Source organism: Sphaerochaeta sp. S2 (genome assembly GCF_016406725.1).
Lineage (GTDB): Bacteria > Spirochaetota > Spirochaetia > Sphaerochaetales > Sphaerochaetaceae > Sphaerochaeta.
In genome coordinates this window covers 1-1,072 of sequence record NZ_JAEKNT010000403.1, presented here as the reverse complement: position 1 = coordinate 1,072, position 1,072 = coordinate 1, and the positions used below count along the sequence as shown (strand labels likewise).

The window sequence follows — 1,072 nt, the reverse complement described above, 5'->3', positions numbered from 1 at the left end:
CCAGTAAAGAATTCCCTCTAGACGTCCTAGATTGTTCAAGTAAAGATTCTGATACATCGTTTCCAGTTCCGTTATACTCGGCAAAAAGTAATCATCATACGTCACACCATCTTTGGTCACCTCAAAATCAGCGCAATGCTTAGCTGCGTAACTTGCTGTAGTACCGTCTTCATAAAGATCAATATGTGCAGTGCTTCCCATTGCTGCCACCAATGCCGCAGTATTCGTCTCGCCGGTTCCTATTTCGTCCGCTGTCCCCACTTTAGCACACATCTCGATCGGTTCAGTCTGATAGTAATATCCAAAAATTGCCCAATATGCGTCTTTAGGAGCAGCTTCCAAATAGCGCCAACCATCACTATAACTTCCCTTGTCATAAAATACACACCCTCCGGCTGGGCCTATGTCACCAATCACATAGCCGGAACTACCAAGAAGTAGCGTGTCCGTTTCCGTTTCAGTTTCAATAGAAGGAGTGTCTATTTCATCAAAACATGAAATGACCAATAATATGCATGATGCAACCACCAGGATATTCATGGTCCTATACCACGAGAACTTCCGTTCCATCGCAGACTCCTCTCGCCTATATGGGTATAGCATGATGTGTGCATTAGGTTGTACATATGATAAAACCTGGTTGAAAGGTTAGCAATAAAAACATGCAAGAAAAGAAAGGAGGCTGCTTGTTCCTTTGGGAATAGCTTCTGTTTCAGGATTTAATCCGTAACCGATACGTCACGCGGCCAAGCGCTAAAGTCTGCTGCTGAATCTTGACAACCGCATTCTGTGAGACGCTTACGCTTTCACTCATCTCACGTTGTGAACATCCCAAAACGGTAAGCCTAAGGGTTTCTCAGTAAGGGAGCATGTCGACATCCTCAGAATGAATTTGCACCAAGGTGCATTTATCCATTCTAAGGCTGGTGATTCCCATCCCAGAACTGTGATTTCCACTAATCGGAAAAATGATTTCCTAATACTGGACTGGTGCTGCAAACATGCCCGGAATACTCAGGCAATTATGTTGAATTATGTGGTGTGTCTTAATCCCTTTTAGCAGGTCATATCG

1 protein-coding gene is annotated in these 1,072 nt (G+C 43.9%); it reads right to left on the bottom strand.

The genetic code is table 11. The annotated features are described in order from the left end of the window. A partial coding sequence (locus JF818_RS11845; protein ID WP_198892210.1) for a hypothetical protein occupies positions 1–570 on the bottom strand: 570 nt, incomplete at its 3' end. Positions 571–1,072: the final 502 nt, after the last annotated feature.